General features: G+C 33.4%; 11 protein-coding genes and 1 pseudogene. 7 read left to right on the forward strand and 5 right to left on the reverse strand.

Annotated elements, in window-relative coordinates; all coding sequences use genetic code 11:
* Nucleotides 1–83: 83 nt before the first annotated feature.
* The 4 genes from tnpC to OPR21_RS04905 form a co-directional block, all read right to left on the reverse strand.
* The gene (gene tnpC / locus OPR21_RS04890) at nucleotides 84–1,427 is read right to left on the reverse strand and encodes an IS66 family transposase (protein WP_265022247.1); all 1,344 of its coding nucleotides are present in this window, start codon (nucleotides 1,425–1,427) and stop codon (nucleotides 84–86) included.
* Between the two features lie 272 nt (nucleotides 1,428–1,699).
* Nucleotides 1,700–4,444: an ankyrin repeat domain-containing protein gene (locus OPR21_RS04895; protein WP_265029689.1), complete on the reverse strand. Its 2,745-nt coding sequence runs from the start codon at nucleotides 4,442–4,444 to the stop codon at nucleotides 1,700–1,702.
* A 283-nt stretch (nucleotides 4,445–4,727) separates the two neighbouring features.
* Nucleotides 4,728–5,177, reverse strand: coding sequence for a plasmid pRiA4b ORF-3 family protein (locus tag OPR21_RS04900; protein WP_265029690.1), 450 nt, complete (start codon nucleotides 5,175–5,177; stop codon nucleotides 4,728–4,730).
* Between the two features lie 221 nt (nucleotides 5,178–5,398).
* Nucleotides 5,399–7,288: a TomO hydrophobic C-terminal domain-containing protein gene (locus tag OPR21_RS04905; protein WP_265029691.1), complete on the reverse strand. Its 1,890-nt coding sequence runs from the start codon at nucleotides 7,286–7,288 to the stop codon at nucleotides 5,399–5,401.
* Between the two features lie 976 nt (nucleotides 7,289–8,264).
* Between OPR21_RS04905 and OPR21_RS04910 the strand changes: the two genes are divergently transcribed.
* From OPR21_RS04910 to OPR21_RS04925, 4 genes are all read left to right on the forward strand, one after another.
* Nucleotides 8,265–9,656, forward strand: coding sequence for a hypothetical protein (locus OPR21_RS04910; protein ID WP_265029692.1), 1,392 nt, complete (start codon nucleotides 8,265–8,267; stop codon nucleotides 9,654–9,656).
* A 308-nt stretch (nucleotides 9,657–9,964) separates the two neighbouring features.
* On the forward strand, nucleotides 9,965–11,410 hold the full coding sequence (locus OPR21_RS04915; protein WP_265029693.1) for a hypothetical protein: 1,446 nt from the start codon (nucleotides 9,965–9,967) through the stop codon (nucleotides 11,408–11,410).
* Between the two features lie 52 nt (nucleotides 11,411–11,462).
* Nucleotides 11,463–13,421 carry a hypothetical protein gene (locus OPR21_RS04920; RefSeq protein ID WP_265029694.1) on the forward strand — a complete coding sequence of 653 codons (1,959 nt, stop codon included), beginning with the start codon at nucleotides 11,463–11,465 and terminating at the stop codon, nucleotides 13,419–13,421.
* A gap of 72 nt (nucleotides 13,422–13,493) precedes the next feature.
* A complete protein-coding gene (locus OPR21_RS04925; RefSeq protein ID WP_265029695.1) occupies nucleotides 13,494–16,097 on the forward strand; it encodes an ankyrin repeat domain-containing protein in 2,604 nt (867 codons plus the stop codon).
* Nucleotides 16,098–16,432: 335 nt separating this feature from the next.
* Here the strand turns inward: OPR21_RS04925 and OPR21_RS04930 are convergent, their stop codons facing one another.
* Nucleotides 16,433–17,350: an Rpn family recombination-promoting nuclease/putative transposase gene (locus OPR21_RS04930; RefSeq protein WP_265029696.1), complete on the reverse strand. Its 918-nt coding sequence runs from the start codon at nucleotides 17,348–17,350 to the stop codon at nucleotides 16,433–16,435.
* 120 nt (nucleotides 17,351–17,470) lie between these two features.
* Between OPR21_RS04930 and wmk the strand changes: the two are divergent.
* From wmk to OPR21_RS04945, 3 genes and pseudogenes are all read left to right on the forward strand, one after another.
* Nucleotides 17,471–18,353 (forward strand): annotated as a pseudogene (gene wmk / locus OPR21_RS04935) (WO male-killing family protein Wmk).
* Between the two features lie 190 nt (nucleotides 18,354–18,543).
* On the forward strand, nucleotides 18,544–19,200 hold the full coding sequence (locus OPR21_RS04940; RefSeq protein WP_187297203.1) for a JAB domain-containing protein: 657 nt from the start codon (nucleotides 18,544–18,546) through the stop codon (nucleotides 19,198–19,200).
* A gap of 91 nt (nucleotides 19,201–19,291) precedes the next feature.
* Nucleotides 19,292–20,461 carry a hypothetical protein gene (locus tag OPR21_RS04945; protein ID WP_265029697.1) on the forward strand — a complete coding sequence of 390 codons (1,170 nt, stop codon included), beginning with the start codon at nucleotides 19,292–19,294 and terminating at the stop codon, nucleotides 20,459–20,461.
* Nucleotides 20,462–20,506 lie beyond the last annotated feature (45 nt).

The raw sequence follows: 20,506 nt of genomic DNA on the forward strand, positions 1-20,506 counted from the left end.
GAGTGATGGAATGTTCATAAGCGTCAAGTAAACAATGAATTTCTCTAGAAAGATCTATGTAACCGTTCACGGAATATTCCCAATTAGGCAGGAATAGCGACTAAATTCTGTAGTTTCTGGACAGGATTCTGATCATTCAAACGTGCAGTCAAAAATATCGAAAGCATTCTTTCAATGAACTTTTCTCCACGTTCTGACCAAGTGAAAAAACTATTTTTACGATAAATGACGTACCGTCTAGCCTGACGTTCTGCAAGGTTATTGGTTGTCTCGATCAGATCAGGATTGCGCACGAATCTCCACATCATATCTTCAGAACGTAGTATATTGGCAGCCATTCTCGAGGCCTGAGTTCCTTTTGCAACCCTTGTTATCTCTCGCAAAAAATGTTTCACCCTTTTTCGAATCTTCCTCATTAACCGGAAAAATCTTAAATTGTCTATCAGGTTTTGTTTACGTGCTCTATCTACCACAAATACCCTGTTGCTCAGCGATTTTAATGCTGCGCCAATTCTGCTCACTTCAACATTTTTACTGTAAAAAAACCTTTCAAAGTCCCTTGCTAAATGGGCCCAGCATATCTGTCTGTTTTCACGATTAAAGTAATTATACGCAGCATACCTATCGCTTATAACTATTCCATCATACTCTGGCAATAGCCCTTTTAATATCTTCTTTCCGCGAGATCCAACTAACTTCATAAGTGTTGCTGTTTTATTCGTTACTACCCAACTCCAACCTTTCTTTCCCTGGTTCCTATGGCTTGTTTCATCTATATGTAAATACTTGCTTTTCCGTAGCTCTTCTCTTATTTTTTCGTATTCAGATATACATTTTTCTGATACTCTACCCTCGGTCTTTGATACCAAACCTAGGCTTATATTCAGATTAAATATGCTGCTCAAAATTTGCTGTACTTCCCTTTTTGAATTGATAAAAAATCCACTAAAACTGCTAATTACTGCTTTTGCATTAGCTCCTAAAAGATCCCTTGTCACACCTTCAGGCAGACTAGCTGAGATCCTTTTCTTACACGCCTTACAGTAGCCTTTTTGTAGCCTATATTCAGTCACTATCGGTTTAATTTTTGGCAATTCAACCTTTTGATGCACAGTTTCTTCTTCTAAAATAACTTGGCTTCCACACATGCAAATTGTATCAATTGAACATTTTACCACCTCATCTGCTACCATCAATTCCCGCTTGTGCGCTTCATGTCCTGGCTGCCCGCCTGGTTTTTTATCGCTCTTCTTTTTTGTCTTTTTGCGATATACATCTTGCGATGGTGGCAGCGATGAATTTTTTGAATTTAAACCCAGCTTATCCTCTAGCTCAATTATTTTTGTCCTTAACTTATCATTCTCTGCTTTCAGAGTACCAACTTCTGACTCCAATACCACAATCTTTTCTTGTAGCACCTCTATCATCAACCCCTCATCTATCTAGTTTATTGTTTTTTATACTAATTATGCAATTTTTGTAAACTACTTTCTTATACCGTGAATGGACAAAGTTGATAAGCCTAAACGCCATCATGTCTTTAGGAGAGTCTGCTAATGAAGGCTCTTAAGTTGACGCCATTGCGTGAACGGTTACAGATCTATAAATTATCAACTGAATACTTAAACCCCCTGCTATTTCTCCTTACCTTGAGCGTATGACTTTTAAACATTCCAGTCAAAAATAATTCTCCTTTAACTCAACGCATGGTTATCCCTCCTGCCCTATTTTCTCTTGAATGTTGTACTTTACCTGTCCAACTACTCTGCGAATTTTCTTCAACAATTTTTTTAGGCAAGCTAATTCTTTCAGAAGATTGACAAAGTTCTCCATATTTGGTAAAAAACCCCTGTTCTATAGCTTTATTAACTGGTAACCCTCCTAGTGAGCAATTCTTACCTATTTCTTCCTTACAATTTTTTAATTTCTTCCACTTCTCTTGATCCTGTACTTCTACTTTTATTTGATCTTTATTTTGCCTGTCAGGATATAATCTAACTTCTAGTTCTCCCCGACTAGTATAGAAAATTAATACTATATCACTACCATCTGCAAGGTCAGTGTAATTCCTTGTACCATTTGTCGTTATAATTTCTACTTCACTTTCACCAATCCTTACTACACTCCTTTCACATTTTTTGCTTCCATGAGTTAACCCTAGATTTCTTGCTCCATCTGTAACCTTCGCAACATCTATTTTGCTATCTTCCTGATATTCTAAGTAAAAAGTAGTGTTATCCATTTTTGCATTTTTTACTCTACCATTAGTTGCACTTTTAGCAATTTCCATAAATTTTAGAGTACGATTGGTACAATCTTCATAGGCTTTTACCATATTGGTTTTGTGGCCTTTAAATTCTAATTCCAGAATATCAAACACATCCTCACCATCCACGCTATACAACATTGCTCCTCTTGATAACAATTTACATACCATATCACTAGCAACCTCAATGTTACCGTCTAATTCGCTAATTTTTTCCACTACAAGATCCATAAAACTATACACTTCTTCTCCAAATTCATTATGAAATGACCTAGGAAAATTAAGCCTTACCCCAGACTGTATAGCTTGACCTACAACTTTTGCTAGTTGGTCCATATTTTGAGCTTCAGATGCTTTTTTGAACAATCCATCTAGCTCCATCTCTTGATTTGGCGTTAAATTATACCATAAACCAGATTCGGGCACATATTCTTCCATTCCATAGCCTGTTGTATAAGTTACTCCTGCTTCTGAAAAAAGCAACCTTCTTACTTCAAGAACAGTTTCAAAACCGAAAAAAGCTTCGATATCTTGAAGTGCTTTTTTCACCTCTTTACAAATATTTAAAACCACTTTTAGATCTTGATCATTTTTGTGTTTATGCAAAAACTGCTTGAGACCTTTAGTGAGGCCAAAAATGTAACCTGAATCACCTCGAGAGCGAAACTCATTAAGTAATTCTTCTTTCAATCTTTTTTGATTGTCAGTGAAAAAGCACTCTATATATTTGTTATCATTATCAATTGCAGTTTGTAGTGGTGTTTTTCCCTGTTTATCAAGTATATTGAGCTCAGCTCCGCTCTTTAGGAGAAAATTTATACTTTCTTTATCTAACTCAACTTTAGCAGCATAATGCAAAGGTGTTTTCCCTTCACAATCCTGCTGATTAGGATTAGCTCCTGCTTTTAGGAGAGAAGCTATACTGCCAGATCTAGTAGCACAATGTAAGGGTGTCTTCCCTCTATCGTTCTGTATATCAGGATCAGCTCCTGCTCTTAAGATCAAACCCACAGCATTATCGTATGCTTCATCTTTCTCAGCCATACTCGATAATGCATGCAGTACTGTAAGTCCAGACTCTCCCCTTCTAAGGTTAAGAACAGTTTTTAAATCTTGATTGCCTTTGTTATCCAATAAAAACCTCTTAAGTTTCTTAATATAATCATCTTCTTTGTAAAAAAATTCCGTTGTAGAGCTTAAAATACTTAACAATTCTTTATTCAACTTCTTCTCACTTTCACTTTTTATTGAATTAGATGTGTGAACAAACCATATATACATTAAATTATCAAACGAATCTTCAGCAATATCCATTAAAGAGCAATCACGAAGGGTGAAACTGCAACGCTCAAACGATGAGCATAAATGTTCTTTAATCAACTGATACTTGTTATTCACTTGCTCTTCCTCTAGATTTTTTAGTGACTCTTTACTTTTTTGTTTTAAAGACCTATTATCCATTTTCTTGTTATCTTTAGGTTTTATTTCTAGGACTGGTGTTTCACTTGATCGCCTTATATCCTGACCATCATTAATTCTATCTTTGTATTGATCCCAATAAGTAGAAAATGTACTAGTCAAGTAATCTGGTTTTTGTGCGCTAGAATTTTGTATTAATGTTTTCTGGATCAGAATTTCAACTACGTTTTTATGGCCCTTCTCAACAGCCCAACGTAAAGGGATCTTTCTACTGCTGTCTACTGCATTAATATTTGCTCCTCTTTCTATTAGGGCGTTTACTACATCTATCTTATCATGTATAGCAGCCAAATGTAAAGCAGTCTGGCCATCATTATTTTTTTGATTAAAATCAACCTTTTTTTTGTCTACAAGGTATTTAACTATCTCTAATTGGCCATTTTTAGCAGCCAAATGTAAAGGAGTATTGCCATAATTATTTGCTTGATTAACATCAGAGTTTTCTTCGTCTATAAAGTATTTAACTATATCTAATTGGCCATTAAAAACAGCCAAATGTAAAGTGGTGTTGCCATCTTCATATGTGTCTTGCTTTTCTTTTTCTAACTCCTCTAGCTCCTCTTTTATTTTTTTAATTACGTTACTCTCGCTTACCTGCTCTTTCTTTAGCTTTTTTGGCAACCCTTCTAATGTTTCATTTATTTCTGGATTTGTTTTCGCACTAGAAACCTGCTCAGGCTTTGAAATATCTCGAGTCATCATATTTTCCTCCAGTATACAAGGATATTATGTATAATACGTAGCACGAATAAAAACTAATGCAAGTATAATCTTTATAACTTTAGTATTTTTTGGAAATGTTCAAAAAAGCATATGCGTCAAGTTTAAGAGGAAGTGACAGAAAATTAGCGTAATATGGAGGGAAAGAAGATATATGTTCTCTTAAATTTAATAAAAGAAATGGAGAACTTATACCTTGTTATTTCTCTTTTTTCTATCAACTTTGCTTCCAACTTTTCTTAACTTGACACGTATGGCTTATTTAACACTCCCCATCGTCATAGTCAGGATATTGTGGAGGAGCTCCTCCTTGCTTTTTAGTAACTTTTGGATATCTTTTTCCAACTTCTGCTTCAATGATACCACAACATTCTACTAAGAATTCCCAATTATCACCATAATCAAAAAGAAAAATCATTTTTTTATCTGGCTCAAAAACCTTATAGATATAAGAATTTCTGACGCTTTTTTCATTAGGTATAACAGTCAGACTAGAATCAGTATCATAAAATAAAGTGTATACTTCATTACTTTTATAAATATCATTTATGTTGCTATAAAAACCAAATGAATGATCCAATTCAAAATCAAAAGCACCTATGATAGCCTCTGCAAACTTATAAAGGCTTGATGTACCTTTCAATGCTATTTCACGATAGATTTTTTTGCTCAGAGAGACTTTAAATAGGTATACTTTTTCTTTGTTATCCATCTAATTTACCTTTAACTTATATAAATTAACCGATAGCGAAAAAATAACACAAGTCAAGCTTAATGCATAAACCTCAAATAACTAGCGGCAATAACGTTATCTAAGTGGAGAAAGTTGCCTCTCTTCACTCAACTTCAGGATCTTAAAAAGCTATTTAAAAAACCATAAGTTTAGAAAAACCTCTAAAACTTAACCTCCATCCCTTCTCAACTTGGGCTATTTCAAACTTCCACAACTGCAGGATTAACACCATTTTTAACTTCAACATTACTAAGCGCTGTATTTGCCTTATACAAACAGTAACATCCTACTGCAAGAAAAGTTAACGCAGCTACAGCGAGTGAAATACATATTGCTAAATGAAACATTGTTAAACTTGCACCAACAGCAAATGCCCCAGATAACACAAAAGAAACAGAGGCGTAATTATATTGCCTTTTGCTATGAATGCTTGCTCTCAAGAATTTTTTGTTTTTACCATGTTGATTTTTTATGCCTTCAAGTTTTTCTATAGTATTTTTAAGTTGATCTTCTATGCTTTTGAGTCGATTTACTTCTTGATTTGCACTATCTAGCGCTTCCTTCTGCTTTGTAAGCTGGGTATTTAGTGTCCCTATAGTAGCGTTAAGTTGGTTTGTTTCACTAGTAGATTGAGTTACTTCAACATCTTTGTCAACCAAGCTCTTCTGTACGGTATCCAGCATTTTCTCTTTCTCTGTAAGTTGAGTTTCAAGTTCACTTTTTTTGCTATTAGGTTGACTTACTATACTAGTTAGATCATTAAGCTTTGTTCGTTGACTCTGTTCCGTTTGTGTTGCTTGCTTCGAATCCTTTTCAAGTTGAGCTTTTATTTCATCAAATTTCTCTCTAAGTTGACTGCTTTCTTCAGTAAGTTGAGTGACTTGACCATTTAAGTTGCTAATTTCTTCCACCTTCTTTGCAAGCTGAACTTTTGTTCCTTTAAGTTCTTCAGTAAGTCTAGTTAGTTCGCTAGTATTTTTACCAAAGTCTTGTGTTGCATTACTCAGCTCTTCATTCTTTATAGGTACTGTAGTTTCGAAATTACATTCATACTTAATTTCGATTTGAGTTGATTTGTCAAGAGTCCCTATTTGTTGCTGATCAGCCTCTTTTATTTCATCAAAAAGTTTTTTTTCTGTAAAATTAGGTTGTGAAGCTTTCAACCTTAATTTTTCTTCTAGTTGTTTTACCATTTCTTTTGAAATACTATTACTTAATGTTAATCGTTTATTATCTTCATTTGCTATTTTTAGCTTTTCTTCCAGCTCTACCCTATAGCCGTCACTTAACTCGGCTCTTTCTTGTAATGTATCTATGTCCTCTGTTTGTATACCCAGATCTTTTGTCTCTTCTGATCTTGAAATGTGTTTGTATTCGTTATTGAGCTCATTTCTTTCTTGTTTCAATAGCCTATTCTCTTTAACCACTTTACTTAGATCTGCCTCCGTCTTTTTCACTAAAGGTTCATATATCTCAAGTATTTCTTCTAGTTCTTTTTTTTCTGTGTTTGCTGTAACTAGCTGTGCCTTTAGTTTATCATTTCTGGTTAAAAGCTCTCTGTTCTTTTCTTCTAATTGATCTTTGTGTTCTGACAACACTTGATTTTCTCTACTTAAAGAAACATTTACCTTTTTTTTTGACTCTAATTCTCGTTTAATTTTGTCAATATCTTGATATAGGCCTTCAAGCTTATTGTTATGGCAAGTTTGGCTATCATCATTCTTAATTAGTTCTTCTGCCTTACATATAAGATCTTTAATACCTGTTTCCAATGTGCTTAAGTGTGTCACCAATAATGAGTTGTTTTCCACTTTCCTTAGCTCGTTCAATATAGTTACTATTGTTTCTATCGGACGAGCCAGTCTACTTATGCCAGCTACACCAACTCTATCACTCAGTTCAGCCTTATCAATCGAATCGCACGAGTTACTTGTGAAACTTGGGATGTGCAGACTACCCTGGTGAATCGGGGTACTCGAGAAAATCTGGTCGAACGGGTCAAATACGCCTATGTTACTTAGGCTGGTTGATTTACTTGGGGTACTCAGAGAAACAGATTCATCCAAACCAGATATGCTCTTGTCATCCATGAAAATCAGACCATCCTGCTCAGGTAGCTCATTATGATTGGAACCCTCAACGGAGCGTTATACAATTCTGAGGATAGCATATCATGCCTTAATTTTTCTATAACTCTATCATAATTTAAATAGAAAGAAAAAGGTTTTTTTGAATAAAATATTTTTGAGAGAGATATCTAATTTTAGTGTTGCAGAAAATTTGTTTATTTACTCCTTTCAAAACCACAAAAAAGTACGTACCTTTGTGAGAATAAGTTAAACAAAAATAGGGTTGTGAAAATAAAAACGCAAAATTGTTGCAACAAAGCCAAACAAATTAATTCATATCTAAATATGGCGAAAGTAAGCTAATATAGCTGATTTTGCAATGTAGTGAGATTATTATATAGAAAAGTTCGAACGGTACACGTGGTAGTCCAATCCATCCCAAAACGAACACTTCTCACCGCCCTTGGTTTTGGTTGCTGGAAATGGTTGTATTATTTGTGTTTTTAATAATATATAATACTAAATTAATACTAATTCATTTGAGAATGGCAAAGAAAAATTAAGGCAATTTTACAGTAGGAAACGAATTTAAAAGAAAGTGAATTAAGCCAATAGATGATCCTTAATCACATTGACTTGTGATCTAATCGAAAATATTAAGATATACAAGAAAAACTTGCTGCACTGATTTTTTTAACTATTATGTAATAAGTTTAATGTGAGTTCAGTATGATAAACAATAAAGGTTTTCTATGTTGAAAATGCAGTATTCAAAAGCTATCTCAGGAGCGCTTTAAATATTCAGTGTGATAACAACCTACAAGCTATTGGGATTTATCTCTCTGCTAGGGATAAGTTAAGAAGTAAGGAAAAAAGACCTTAACTGTAGCAATATTTTAGTTGCTCAGCGTAATACAGCTATAGCATTTTGCAAGAAAAATGGATATGATGAAGCTGGACACACAAAAAGTTTTATATTTATTAGAGAGGTTAAATAATGGTTCAGGCAGAAGTAAGGAACACAGATGCTTTTCTTCAGAGTAATTCAGGTGTTTTAGAAGATACGAATTCTCCACTACCTAGCGATTGTAGTCCATTAGACAAAAGTTTTAATCAACAAACTTTTAAAAGTGACGTATCAAATTTTCCATTAGGTGGTTTGGATCCAGAAAAGGACCTGGGCTATAGTTCAAGTAATAGTTCCAACTATAGCGATTTAGGATCAGAAGAGGATTCGAGCTGCAGTTCAGGTGGTTGTCTTTTCCTAAAGAGCTCATTTTTAAAAGAGCTAAGAATATCATCAACTGAAGAAAGAAGTCTGATTGATGAATTTGACAACGAGGTTAATAAGAATATGGACACAGGAGATACAATGGGAAGTGCCTTAATGCTTATTAAAAATACAGTAGATAAATACATGGAAAAAGGAATAAGGCTAAATTTGCGTTATGGCGATCATGATACAACTGTGGCAGAGTCAATATTTGACTGGTTAGTATATGTGACTGCTGATAAAGAGCTAGGTCCTGGCGGTAGAGTTTTTGCACTTAGTAGAGGTCATAATGTTTTCCAAAATGACGAAAACTGTAATGAAAACAGTAAAAAAGAAGTGTTAGAAGAGGAAAATATAATCATTATAGAATATATCATTCATAGTGTATTTTTAGCAGGTGGAAAAATACAAGTACACCAGTTAAATTCTGGTGAGATAACACATGTAACTTATCGAGAAGACTATGATGCTGAAGGTAGCATCAATGAGGAATGCAAGGAAATTGAAAGTCAGCTAAAAGGTTTAGCATATCAAAGCGTTGTAAATGAAAGTAAGCAAATTTTACAGAATGGATTAGAAGTAGAGCTGGATAATAAATGTCTTTATATAAAATACATGCAAGATAGTATTATTAAAGTTGCAAAAGTCATAAATAATCAAGAAATACAAGATCTAGGATTAAGAGTTTGTATATTGCATATTGGAGAAAGTATAGTAAGAGTTGAAAGATTAGGAGAAAAAAGAAATTATACAGATATCTCAGGTAGTATCGAGATGTCTTTTACCACTGAAGTAGGAACAATTAATATTTATCTATGTTCTGGCAAGGGAAATAATAGTAATAAAATAGAAGTAGAGTTTGCTGATGAGGAGAGCAAAGCAAAGTTTAATGAATTAGAAGATAAGTCAAATTTAGGAGCAGGCTGTCTTTTAGGGGGAAAAAATGTTGCGGAAGTCATAGGTAAGAGTTTTGAGAGAAGCAGTGTTATGTCTACAGAATCAACTGAGGATATTAAGCAATCGAATGATGCAGTAAATACTCCATCTACTTTTATAAAACAAGTTAACAGTTTAGATCAGCTGCAGAAGGAAAAAGAAAGGGTTTTTAGAAGCTAAAAGTCGATGTACATGTAGTAATTTAGACTTGATCCTACTTCCAAAAAACTTTTACACAAAATTACTCTATACCTCAAAAAAATTTTCTAAAATGTTGATTGATATGTCTTACACTGGTCTAAATCATATAATTTAAGTGCGTACCTAGCTGAGAATAATGTACCGGAAATTGTTACTGTCAAGTATATGAAAAAACTAATAGATTATTTGCATAGAACCTGACTTCTTCTTCAATTATCGTTTCATCACAAAAATTATCCTAAATAAAATTTGTTGCATTTTAAATCAGATAGCAGTATAGATCTCTTATGTATTTTGTTTTCAATAGGTTAGGAGGAATAGTGGAACAGGAAAGCTTAATTAAATCAGACGATTCGCATTACTGTAAAGAAATTTTAAGGAGAGTGATAAAACATGATGATCCTTTCAAAGAATCTAAAGCAAAGCAATTAAGAAGGTACATTGGTAGTAATAACAGGATAATCTATTATGTAAACTATGATATAGTTTCAGATATTTTCTCTAAAGATGATTGTTGGGTTGATGATAATGTTTATGGAAAAAGGTTGGATAGGCGTTTTTTCGTTCAAGAGTTAATAGATGTTTCCTCAAAAAATAACTATGATAGTCACCCATATGTTGGTGAATGTTATACATTAGCTTGTTTGAACTGTTTAGATGAACAATTAGTTCGTAATTTATTCACACTATACAAAAAGCAAGCAGAAGAAGTACATAATTTATCTGAAGATGATGTATTAGAAGAAAGATCTAGAGAATTGGAGAAATTTTGGGGTCATTTTATTACTAATAAACTAGAACGGATAAAAGAGGAATATGCTGAATATTATGATACTAACCTTGATATTTATGGGTTTAAAATAGCTTATCATGATTGTGAGCGTGAAGCTGTTGCTTTTTTCTACAAACGATTAGAAGAGCAAAATACATCAGAAGAGGTTAAGCTAAATTTATTGATAGAAGCTGCTTTGTATTCTATGAGTGGAACTAACGATGTAGACACAACGATTTTTTGCCTGCAGAAGGTAATGGATAATAAGCACTACTTGGAAAAGTTTCTTAAGCAATGCGATGTTCTCTATATATTAATGAGAGAAGGTTACTTTGATATAGCTTGTCATTTATTTCCGATACAAGCTCAGTTTTATTCTATAGGGGATTATAGTACCCTATTGTCAATTATTAGTCAGAAGTTTAGTGAGTCACGTACAAAATTTCTACATAATATTATCGAATTAGGAAAAGAAAGATTTTGGAAAGAATTGCCTTCGCTTGATTGTGGCAGTCGTAGTTATTTATTACGGGAATTTGCAGAAAATGGTTATGAAGAAGGGTTTAAAGAATTGTGGCAATCTCATAACAGTGAGCAACGTCAGCATGTTTTTTTATCTGGGAAAGGCAAGGTTATTTGCAATTTGCTTTACGCTAATGGTAATCGAAAGTTATTAAAAGAGTTTTTACTTCACTACGTTAACAACAATGAAGTAGTGTTAAAAGATATTGATAGCTTTATTGATAACTTAGATAGCGCACTTAACAGCTACGTATCTACTGGTGATGCTAGTTTAGATAAAATTAATCGCGAATGGGTAGTGCATGATGAAATTAAAAAAACTTTACCAAAATTAATAGAATTACTTGATTGCAATGTTCAAAATGTACAAGTCCAAAACACGAGTATAGAAGTAGATAGCATATCTCCAGGACAAAGTAGCAAAGAACATATACATTAAGTGAGCACTTTATTGTTAAATAGTTAAAAGAAGGTATTAGTAGGTAATCAATATGGATAACTATGAATTAATTAGAATGTTGATAGAAGGTGATACTCTAACTTTTAGGGATAGATTACAATCATTTATTGAGCAGCTCCCTGATAATAAGCGTTCTGTAAATAAAGAAGGTTTTTTTCCTTTATTTGTATTAGGTGGGTTTTTAGCTTTGCCAGATACTGAATTGGGGGAAAGTTTAGGAGTTAAGCAAGTATTTTTTCGTGTTGAAAAGTATAAAAAAAATAATAAATCTTATGTTAATGGGGTTAAATTTGCCATTTTAATAAAGGAACAAAATAAGAAAGATAAGTTACTATTTATTGTAGTTTATGAAAAGAATCCTATAGTATTTGATCGAAAGGAAGTAGAGTATATTAAATCTAAGTTAAATAGCCATGATAATGAGGAAACATGGCACTCTATTCAAATAAAGCATGAGGATAAAGTTGGTATAGTAGTATATGATAAATGTGATGATGACTTATTCCCCGACAAATCTGCTTCTCATAAAGGTGAATTATTTGTTTTAAAGAAAAGAACAGAGGAAAAAAATTTAGAAGAGTTAATTTCCAAATGTTTTCTTCTTGATGTAGATAAAGTTTCGAGTGGTATTAAAGGAGTATTTGATTATTTTGATTCACTAGTTCAAGATTACATAATTGAGGAGAGTGGAAATTTTGACCACGAGTCCGATTATCACGGGTTGTTGTCTGGTTTCTTTATAATGTTATTTAAGTATCGATATAACCTTAAGCTTTACCCTGAATTATCTTTAGGTGAAGGCTATAGTGATATTGTTGTATTAGTTCGATCACAAGAGCGGTTAAATAATGTTATTCCTATAATAGTAGAACTTAAAGCTGGTAAAGATTTAGCTATTCAAGGTGATCCTTTTGAGCAAGCAAAAAAATACGCCGAGGCATTTAAGTATGGTCCACGGAGGATGATCACAAATAATAACAATGTCATCTATGCAGTACTTAATTTTGATTTACCTCGCGATAGAATTAAAATAGGTACAACAGCTAGAGATAGTCAACATCTCAGCCCTTTTTTACAGTTACTATTAGAATCTGATGATAAAGATATCATATATGAACAATTAAAGTATCTTTACTACACCATACCAAATTTATCTGACAATTACTATATGTATACTAGTAAGATGCTATTAGGGGAATTAATGCCAGCTAAAGCAGGAAATGGAATATGGAATAAGTGTATTTTCCAACACGAGAAGGATATTTCTAACCATATTACGTCATTTGGGTTTTTAAATTCAGGCAAAAATCAGTTGGTATTACTTAATGTAATTAGAAGTGATTCAAGAAGTAAGAAAATTAATATAGATAAAATAATTGAAGAGGATGAAGAAGTTAATGTAAAGCTTAATATGGATGAGTTGATTCAGAATAGTAGAAATTTAAAAATAAAAGAGGTTAATTTATTACTAGAAACAAAAAAGGCAAATATAGGTAAATTTGAGAATTGGTGCAGAAAAGTTCAAGTGAATTCTTACAGCAATTTAGATGACTATAACGAAAAAAAGACTCAGATCTTTGATAGAAAATGTGTCAAATTGGATGTTGATGTAAATAAGTTGAATGGCCTCCTAAATAAGGTAGTAGGTAAGAAAGTGGATGGTGCACAATCTCATAATGCAGAACACCATATAGAGTTACTAAAAAAAATTAGTGAAATTTTATTTCCTTTCAAGGAGTTAATTGATAGTGAAGTAGATTTTCAAGCCATGCTACATGGTTTACTTATGTATCATCAAGAGTCCACTAGTAGTAAAAAGCTCGTAGGTGTTGTTTCAGAGGTTCAAACTGGTGGTGGGAAGCGTATTGATATCGGGGTGGTTGGAGGAGAGATATTTACTGGTATAGAATTGAAATTTGATGAAACTAAAGGCATAGTATCTGAAGGAGAAGAATTAACAACCAAAGCTAAGGAAGCTGAAAGTCAGTGAGAGCGTTATAAAAAACAACCAAATAATATAAAATCCTTAATAGATAGCGAGGAGGCAAGACTGTTTTGGGCAGTGTTTCACAAAGGTGCTAATGAGCCTAAATTATTAATTGAAGCACGCAGTGAGTTTTATGCTTTTCAGTTGGAGCATAGCTCAATATGTCTTCCGTCTGTGTCTCGAAGAAGCTTTGCTATACAAAAACAAAAAGAAGATTATTTCTTACTTGTTAAGGAAAATTGTCTACATGATATAGAAAATTTATTAAGTAAAAATATTAGTGTTGAAATTAAGGACAAGTATGGAAGAACTCCTTCTCATTATGCTGCTAAATGTGCTAGGTTAGATATAGTTAACCTTTTCCATCAAAAAGGTGCTAACTTTAAAGATAAAGATAAAAATGGTGAAACACCTTTAGATTTCGTTAGCCTTTTTCTTAAGGGCAGTGGTAAAGATATTAGCGGTAGTAATAAAAATTGGTTAAAATCTTGGAAACCTCTACATTATGCTGCCTACAATAATAATGTAGGTATAGTAGAGAAGATATTTGAATTGCTTTTAAAGGAAAGTAATAATGATATTAATGTTAGGGACGGAGAGTATGGATATGCTCCTTTAAACGTTGCCGTCTATTACGATAGGACAGAAATGGTTAAATTTCTTTTAGATAAAAATGCTGATATTGAAGCCAAGGATAAATATGGCTACACTCCTCTGCATCATGCTGTTAGGTATAGTACATTGAATATGACAAGGCTTCTTTGCGAAAAAGATGCTAATATTAAAGCTAAAAATAAGGAAGGTGAAATACCTCTATGCATAGCTGATCAATATGGTAAGGTAGATATAATTGGCTTTCTGTTAAGTAGAGGTGCTACTATTGAAGTAAGTGACTTTAATGATAATACAGTACTTAAGCTAGCCTATTGTATAAAGGGACTGATGGAGAAAACAAATAATAATCTACTACCTAGCTTTAAAGGATTAGAAAGTAAATTACCGAAATCAGTGAAGAATTTGGTATTTGCGTCAAAAGTATGTATTACGAATGTTTATTTTAATGAATACTTGTACTCTGGTTCTGATAGTGCTTCTCTTAGTTATTCAAACCAGAGGAGGGCAGCATATACCTGGGTTCCATCGAAAAAAAATAATCCTCCCGGTTCATGTGGTGGTGATGAGCAAGGTATGTGGAAGATTCAATTCTATGGCGATTATGCTTGCATCACGAATGTTTATTTTAATGAATACTTGTACCCTGGTTCTGATAGTGCTTCTCTTAGTCATTCAAACCAGAGGAGGGCAGCATATACCTGGGTTCCATCGAAAAAAAATAATCCTCCTGGTTCATGTGGTGGTGATGAGCAAGGTATGTGGAAGATTCAACCCCATGGCGATTATGTTTGCATCACAAATGTTTATTTTAATGAATACTTGTACGCTGCTGCTGGTAGTTCTGCTTTGAGTTATGTAAACCAGAGAAGGGTAGCACCTACCTGGGTTCCATCGAAAAAAAATAATCCTCCTGGTTCATGCGGTGGCGATAAGCAAGGCATGTGGAAAATTGAGGATTGTGGGTCTACTCGCAATAGGCGTGATACACGAGAATTAGGAAATGAAGCAAATTTGGATTCTAACTTTTTGGAAGTTGGAAAAGGTGAAAGTTTTAACAGAGTGAAAAATCTTGCAGTTAATCAAGGAGAACACCACTATTATCATGACCATTCATCACATCAATCTCCTATTGTAGATTCAAGTAATCAGCCTAGAATAGCAGCAAGTAGTGGTACAAGACCATCTTCATGGATAAATGATTTGTGTAGTTGGGCAAAAGAAAAAGGTGGAAAATTAGCATCAGGTTTAGTAAATGGGTTATATGGAGATACAACTAAAGAGTTAAAAGATTCTAAACCTGCAGGTATTCAAATAGACTCAAGTGATCAATTAAAATCAAAACATCCTAGCTATGATCAAGCACAAGAAGTGGAATTTCAATATATGTCAAAGTATAATGCTCGTAAAAGTAATGATAAGAATGTCGGTGCCTACAGCAAAAAATGTGGCAATGATAGGCAAGCAAAACAACAATATGGAAGCAAAATGGGCAATGAGCAGAGTGTTAATCAATCAAGAGTTGTAGGTAACGAAAGACAGCAGAAGTTAGGAGTTTTACATAATGGACCAAAACCTACTTTATCTCACCATAGCAATAAAAATCATAGTTACTTTGATGGTCAACCTAAAAAAATTAATGAAAGAAAGGAGCACATAGTAAATTATAAACAGTGTGATAACAGCTCCTATAAACATAGTAACCAACACAAACCAATGATTAGTGCAAACAATAAATGGTCTGAAAGGATTAGTAATGAGAGAATAGATAGTAGAAAAATGATAGGTGGCGCAAATCAAAAACAACAAGGTTTTCATCAAAACCAGCAAAGTTCTCATAATTCTAAACATGCGCATTTAACAAGAGCTACGGCGCAAGTTGATGTACCAAGTACATTGTTTGCATTGAACATGTTGGCCATGAAAGCGACAAATCAGAAATCTAACAATACGCCATTACCTAAGAAAATCCAAAAGGGAATGCTGCATGCTGAAAAAGTTAGAGCTGAGACTTTAGGAAGAAAAGTTGGAGGAAGAATTGAAGGTACTTTATGGTTTACCAAATAAGTAAAAAAGGATGTCATTCTGTTTAACTCTTCAATTTTATCAGAAGGGAGATCAGTAGCAAGTTTGAGGGTTATAGATAGATAAAGTAGAAATTAGAGGTACAAGATTGGGATTAGGAAATAAGTGGTAATGTACTCTCCATATTAAACTTACAGTATGTATTTTTGATATGGAAGGCTGAATAGGAGGGTTTTGTTATGATAGTAATCTATGTAATTCTATGTGTAATCTTTATAGCTATTTTAGATAGTTCACTAGACTCTTGATTAGGGGTATGTCTAACTTAGGAAAGATTTTCATAAATGTTGAAAAGTAAAGTGAATAAGTTTTAGTATTTATGTTTTTTCCCTGAGTTGTAAAATTTCAGAATGAGAAAGACCGGTAATTTGAGCTATAACATCAATAGAGACACCGGCCTTAAGTGAATTTTTTGCAACTTCAATTTTACCTTCAACTTTACCTTTTTGATGGCCGATTTGGATGCCTTCTTGTCTACCTTTTTCTTGACCTAATCTAAGACCCTCATCAAATTTTTCAGCAAAAGCAGCAATCTCATCCATTATACGTTTTTTCCTTTGCTCATATGCTAGTAACTCTTCTTCTGACCAGTTAAACTTATTCATCTCTTCATAAGCTCGTTTTATTATTACGTCACTACCAACTATCTTATCTAGATCATCTTCGTTTGTTTCTGCTGCATATCGAAAAAAGTAACACCATTTTTCTACTATATTTTCTAGTTGGTCTTCTTTTGTCTTTGTAAATTTTGGTAGTTCTATGAATACGAAGTAAAAATCCTTTAAGTCATGTTCAAAGCTATTTTGATCTAAAATGACATGATTAGATTTGTACTCAGCCTTATCTGGAAAAATAATACAATCAGCAACAGCTATGAAGATAATTTCCTTGAGATTATGATAATTATCACCTTGATCAGCTTGACTTGAGTAGGCTTTAGCAGCATAATATTGAGCACGCTTTTCGAAGCCTTTGGTCTTAGTGAACTGCATTTCTATAATATATCTGGAACCTTGAGAGTCTTTACAAAGAACATCGACAATACTCTGCTTTTTAGCGGCAATTTCAGGGTCTAAAATAGTAGCTAAAAATTCAACATCGTGAATAGCAGCTAAACCAGTAAAGCCTAAAATATCGTTCAAGAAATGAATGAGGATATCTTTATTCTTCTCAGTGCCAAATATTCTTTTAAAGGCATAATCATTGCGAGCATCAAGAAACTTAGAAAGAGCCATAGCAAGAGTACGTGAAAAGCATTAATAATTATACACAATTCTGAAGAAATATTCAACTAAAATTGAAACGTAGAAGTTTTTGTATATCTTTATTTGATAGTATTAACCTGTATAATATTTATGGCAAATATCTCGATAAGGTACCAGATAGCACAAAAAGTAAAAAGCTGGAGGTTAAAGCGAGGTTACACTCAAAAAGATTTAGCGGAGAAAATCGGTGTAACATATCAAGTAGTACTACAATATGAAAAAGGAACACGTAAAATTTCGATTGAGAAGTTGTACGCTATAGCAGAGGTATTATCAATTAATATTACGGATCTTATTCCTGTATCAAGTGAGAAAATCTGCCTTAAAAATAAGGAAGAAGAGATACTAAATTTAATAAGAGAATACAAAAAGATTAGCGGTCAGGAGTTACGTAAAATGTTTTGTTTACTAACCAAATTTATTCAAGTTAGTGAAAAAAGTAGTAAAAAAACAGAGAGAATAAAAATTGCAAAAGGTCTGGTTAAAGCAGGAGTTTCTGTTGATACTGTTTCAAAAACAATTGGTCTATCTGCTGATGAATGTGTTGAAGAAAAAACGGGTTCTATCTACTACCAAATAGGAAAAAAGATAAAAGAATGGACGGGAATATACTCAGAAGGATTTAGCAGAAAAAATGAGTACAACACGTGATGAAATAAGCAACTATGAGCAAGGACGTGTGGCCATTCCACTGGAAAAATTATATGCAATAGCAGAAACATTATCAATTAGCATTATAGATCTGCTCATAGAAGAAGATGAGATAGTAGAAAATGAACTACCTGATTTAATAAAAGAATACAAAAAGATTGAAAGTCAAGAACTACGTAATGCATTAATAAGATCTCTATTTGAAGGCATACGGATTTGCGAAGAAAAAGTGAAAAGAGCAGAAAAGATCAAAATTGCAAAAGACTTAGTAAAAAAAGGAATTTCTATCAATATTATTTTAAAAACAATAGGCATCTCTTGAGACGAAATTCAACAAATTTAAGTAAAAAAATCAGTATCTATTAACATCTTTACTTTTTGATGAAAAAATAAGTAAAAAAGATTGAAAAATTGATTTGACTTCACTCGAAAGCTATGGCTCTATGCCAATGCTGATAAAAAACAGCAGTAAATATCTAAAAAAAGTTTGTTGTTAGTGAAAGGTAAATTATATGAATAAAAGTAAAGAAGAAATCGAATTCAGAATATTAGAAAGCAAAGGCAAAGCACTACTTGATCGTGAAATAATGGAAACGTTTCTAAGTGCAGTACATGAAAGACCACAGGCTCAAGAAATTGCTAAAAATCTGGTGAATACTTATACGGGAGTAGGAAGGATTTTAGGTAGAGAAATGGATGACCTGAAAGTTATAGAAGGAGTGACTGATTCTGCAGTAGCAATGATTATGTGTGTTAAGGAAACACTAGAAAGGGTGCTCAGAGAAAAGCTTAAGAGTGAGCCAATAATGGACTTACAAGGGCTAGTAGAGTATTTGAACGTAAGTATAGGACACTCAGAGAGGGAATGTGTAAAAATATTGTATTTGAATAAAAGGCGCCAATTAATCGGAGAAGAATCCTATATTGGTGAAATGGAAAAAGCGCCAGTATACATAAAGGAAATTACAAGAAAGGCATTAATAAAAAATGCAACATTAGTAATAATGTCACATAACCATCCTGGAGGAAGCTTAGAACCTTCAGAAGAAGATCAAGCAGTAACAAAGAGCTTGGCAGCAGCGTGTAGTACTGTAAGCGTTAGATTGTTTGATCACATTATTATCACAAGTGCAGGCTATTTTAGCTTTCGAGAAAACGGATTGTTATAGCAGAAAGTATTTGCAAATCTGCTCACTATAATTTATAATGAGTAATAAGGTGTATAATAACTGTACACTTAGAAAAATAGCGGAGGCTAATATGAATAATAAAATAATTGTACCTTTTAGTGATAAAGGGGGAGGTGTTTACGAGTTAAACGTTGATCTTGATAAATTGTCAAAAGGTGAGATGTTAAATGCTATTGTAGGAATTGGTCATGCTAACCAGCAGTCCACTTTTGTAAGCAAAATTGATAAGGCTAAAAAACCTGGAGAAGTGCCCTTCCCTAATAGAGACGTTCAAATCAACTACGGAAAGGGACTTGATTACATATATGGCACAAAACCTATAAGTGATCAAGAAGATAAAAATCCATTTACTTCCGCCTTGCAAAAAATAAAGCCAAGTATAAGCGAAAGCGAAAAGTTGAGCTGGTTTAAGAGTGCTGTGGTAGAGGCAAAAAACGTAAATGAATTGCACAAAACTATAGACCAAGTACTAGCCTCAGGAGCAAGAATAAATGCATGTGATGACGGGGAATGGAGTTTTGCAGAGTATGTAGTATTAGGTACACATTTTCATAAATTTGATAAGGCTGATCGTAAAAAGCTAATACGTAAATTAATGCTAAGCGGCGCAGAGTTTCATGATACTCTACTACAGAATAAACTGATAGGTGAAATCTATAATGAGCTACAACGAGAAGTTCAGCTTCATATAGACAAGAAGCTTGAGAATTTGAGAAAAATTGGTGAAAGTGCTATTCAAGAAGGAGCATTAATAGATGTAGAGATAGACAATACAATATCGTATATAGAATTTTCCGAGGATAGTAAGATAGAAGTAGCCAAAATACTGGAAGCAAACAGAGGTTTAATTTTAAGAATGGGCAATAATGCAGTAGAGGTTAAGAGCGAGAAGGGAGGTACAAGAAATTACGTTGATGTATCAGATGGAGGCTCTATTGTATTAGAATTTCCTATGAGCATTGGTAAGCTAAATATTGTATTGTACCAGGACGTAAAAAACTGCAGTCAAGTACAAGTAAAAGTAGCGGATAAGGAAATGTGGGCTGAATTACAACAAAGAGGGGAAGAAATTGGAAAAAATTGCCTTTTTGCTGGAGTAAAACTTAAAGAAGCAGTAGAGAAAGGTAATTTCACTAGATGTGGCTTATGGAGTGAAAAGCAGAAGGAAGTAAGTGAAAAATTGTTTTCATGGGCAGACAAAGTACGTGAAAATAGTAAAGAAACTTGTAGGGCACTTTAATTTAAAGGTTCCAGAGTCTGGCTATTATATCTGAGCTATAGTATA

Origin of the sequence: Wolbachia endosymbiont (group A) of Philonthus cognatus (assembly GCF_947251755.1) — a bacterium.
GTDB classification, from domain to species: domain Bacteria; phylum Pseudomonadota; class Alphaproteobacteria; order Rickettsiales; family Anaplasmataceae; genus Wolbachia; species Wolbachia pipientis.

What these genes read in the sequence shown, in the direction of transcription:
- OPR21_RS04945 (WP_265029697.1), top strand. Translation starts at nt 19,292, where the DNA reads ATGAATAATAAAATAATTGTACCTTTTAGTGATAAAGGGGGAGGTGTT.
- OPR21_RS04920 (WP_265029694.1), top strand. Translation starts at nt 11,463, where the DNA reads ATGGATAACTATGAATTAATTAGAATGTTGATAGAAGGTGATACTCTA.
- tnpC (WP_265022247.1), bottom strand. Translation starts at nt 1,427, where the DNA reads ATGATAGAGGTGCTACAAGAAAAGATTGTGGTATTGGAGTCAGAAGTT.
- OPR21_RS04940 (WP_187297203.1), top strand. Translation starts at nt 18,544, where the DNA reads ATGAATAAAAGTAAAGAAGAAATCGAATTCAGAATATTAGAAAGCAAA.
- OPR21_RS04910 (WP_265029692.1), top strand. Translation starts at nt 8,265, where the DNA reads ATGGTTCAGGCAGAAGTAAGGAACACAGATGCTTTTCTTCAGAGTAAT.
- OPR21_RS04930 (WP_265029696.1), bottom strand. Translation starts at nt 17,350, where the DNA reads ATGGCTCTTTCTAAGTTTCTTGATGCTCGCAATGATTATGCCTTTAAA.
- OPR21_RS04895 (WP_265029689.1), bottom strand. Translation starts at nt 4,444, where the DNA reads ATGACTCGAGATATTTCAAAGCCTGAGCAGGTTTCTAGTGCGAAAACA.
- OPR21_RS04905 (WP_265029691.1), bottom strand. Translation starts at nt 7,288, where the DNA reads ATGGATGACAAGAGCATATCTGGTTTGGATGAATCTGTTTCTCTGAGT.
- OPR21_RS04915 (WP_265029693.1), top strand. Translation starts at nt 9,965, where the DNA reads ATGTATTTTGTTTTCAATAGGTTAGGAGGAATAGTGGAACAGGAAAGC.
- OPR21_RS04900 (WP_265029690.1), bottom strand. Translation starts at nt 5,177, where the DNA reads ATGGATAACAAAGAAAAAGTATACCTATTTAAAGTCTCTCTGAGCAAA.